Origin of the sequence: Pseudonocardia pini, assembly GCF_013870575.1 — a bacterium.
Lineage (GTDB): Bacteria > Actinomycetota > Actinomycetes > Mycobacteriales > Pseudonocardiaceae > Pseudonocardia > Pseudonocardia pini.
On record NZ_JACBXB010000826.1, the window covers coordinates 1 to 2,337 of the forward strand.

Annotated in this window: 3 protein-coding genes; 1 reads left to right on the top strand and 2 read right to left on the bottom strand. The window is 74.8% G+C overall.

Annotated features, from left to right (window positions below; genetic code table 11):
- On the bottom strand, positions 1–669 hold a 669-nt coding region (locus H5J29_RS29525; RefSeq protein ID WP_181784250.1), incomplete at its 3' end, for a MerR family transcriptional regulator.
- 434 nt (positions 670–1,103) lie between these two features.
- Positions 1,104–1,385 carry a hypothetical protein gene (locus H5J29_RS29530; RefSeq protein WP_181784251.1) on the bottom strand — a complete coding sequence of 94 codons (282 nt, stop codon included), beginning with the start codon at positions 1,383–1,385 and terminating at the stop codon, positions 1,104–1,106.
- Positions 1,386–1,891: 506 nt separating this feature from the next.
- Between H5J29_RS29530 and H5J29_RS29535 the strand changes: the two genes are divergently transcribed.
- The coding region (locus H5J29_RS29535; RefSeq protein WP_376768590.1) for an AAA family ATPase at positions 1,892–2,337 on the top strand (446 nt) is incomplete at its 3' end.

The window sequence follows — 2,337 nt, forward strand, 5'->3', positions numbered from 1 at the left end:
GAGGGACCCGACCGGCGTCCGGGCCCCGAGCACCGTGCCGACCCGGCCGGTGCCCGCCAGCACGGCTCCCAGTGCGACCAGCGGCAGGTCGTGGAGCTCCTCGGGGGCGCTCGCCAGCAGGACCTCGGGGGCGTCGACCGCGTGCGGTCCCGTGATCGCCGCGAGCTCGGTCGCCGCGACGTGGGAGACCAGGTGCTCGACGGCGATCCCGTGCGCCACCTCGGCCCAGTCGTTCCCGATCGAGGCCAGCACCGGCCGCAGCACCCGCTCCCACACCGTCTCCACGGAGTCCTCCGCGAGCCTGCGGGCCAGGAGCCTGCGCACCGCCGGACCGTCGAGGTCGAGCGCCGCGACGCCGATCTCGTGCGCGACGGGGTCCACGCCTGCAGGCAGCTCGAGGCCGTGGACGGGCGTGGCGAGCACGGCCCGGGCGGCCTCCGCGGGTGGGACACCGCGGTCCATCAGCCTCGTGACGGCGAGCACCCGGTCGATGTCCGCCTCGCTGTAGCGGCGGTGGCCGCCCGCGGACCGGTGGCTGGGGCCCAGGCCGTACCGGGACTGCCACATCCGCAGCGTGGTGACGGTGACCCCGGTGCGGGCCGCGACCGCCGAGATCGACATGCCCGCCGACGCGGGGAACTGCTCGACCGAACGGCGCTCTCCGCCCACCGGACCCATCCTCCGTGCTCGTACCCCGCCGCCGCGTCATTCTGGCCGGTCGCCGGGCCGGCCGCCAACCGACCCGGGAAAAATCTTCCACAAAACCTCCACATTGCCGCCTCGACGGACTAGCGTGCCCCGGGTGCAGCGCCCGGTCCGGCCGTCGGCGGGCGCGCGAGAAGGGTCAGTCCCGCACCGTCTTCCCAAAGGAGGGATGTCGATGTGCACCGGCAACGGTCGTCCGCCGCCGCCCACCACCCCGCCGGGCCCGCGACCGCCGCGCCCGTCCCCGCCGTGAGGTCCACCCCGTTCCCCCACCGACGACCGTCGCCGCCCACACCGGGGTGACGGTGCTCGCGGTGCGGCGAGCCGGCCGGGCACAGCCGCTCGCCGCACTGCATCTCTCACAGCTCGTTCGGCCCCGCCCACGTGGGCGGGGCCTCCTAGTCCACGAACAGGACGTCCGCGATGTCGACCGCGGCGAGGCCCTGGTCGGCGGCGATCCGCTCGAGCGCCTCGGCCAGCTTGAGCGACAGCTCCACCGCGAGGCCACTCAACCCGTCGACGCCGGACTCCGCGAGCACGGTGGCCGTCACCTCGTGGACGCCCGCGAGGCCGCGTTCGGCGTTGTGGTCGTCGGACAGGATCGCCTCGACCGCCTGCTGGGCGCGGTGCCTGCCGACCAGGTCGCAGCGGTCGGAGCCGTTCCATCCCTGCTGGCTCACGCGCACTCCTCACGGGCAGCCCTCGCCCGTCCCCGGGCGGCGGGTCCACCGGCGCCGGACGGGGCCCGTCGGTGCCGTGGCCCCTACGTACCCCCGCGTCGCGACGCCCAACCGCCCGACCGCGGATCCGGGCCACGGACACGATGGCGCACCGCGTGGCGCCACCCCTCATCCCCGGCGGGTGAGCCCTCTCGTCCCGTATTCCGGCACCCGATCATGGACTCCGCCGAGACGACCTTTTCGATCACCGAATCACCCGCCGGGAATCCGTCGGAAAAGAGCGGCGGGAAGATCCGACACCGGTCTACACCAGACCGTGGCCGCAACCGGTAGAGGTCGCACCCGCACGGCAACAGGGACTTGTGGCCGTGGACACCGGCGTCCGGGCGGGTTTACCCTCCCTGTCCGGCCGATACGGAATACGTCGGCATCCGATTCCCGGGGCCGAGCGTCGCCTCGCGTCCGCGCGCCGAGAATGGGCCGTACGGCGTATTGGGGGAATCAACATGGGCCTCGTCCCGCCGGGGAAGATCGAAGTGCCACGGCTGCCGCCGGGCTTCGTCGCCCGGGCGCGACTCCGCGCCGACCTGGAGGCGGGCACGGAGTCCGCCGTGGGGCTGGTGTGCGCCCCGGCGGGCTACGGCAAGACGCTGCTGCTCGCCGACTGGGCCCGCACGACCGCGGCCGCGGACGGGGAGGACGTCGCGTGGGTCGACCTCGACCGGGACGACGACGACCCGCGCAGGCTGTGGGCCGCGGTGGTGGCCGCGCTGGCCGCCTGCCCCTCGGTCCCGGCCGCGAGCAGGTTACGGGCCCCGCGGCCCTGGCGTCCCGGAGGGCAGCCGGAGTACCTGGCCGAGCTGCTCGACGACATCGCCCGGCTGCCCCGGCCCGTGCGGCTCGTCCTCGACGACGTCCACGCCCTCACCGACCCGGAGACCCTGCACGGCGT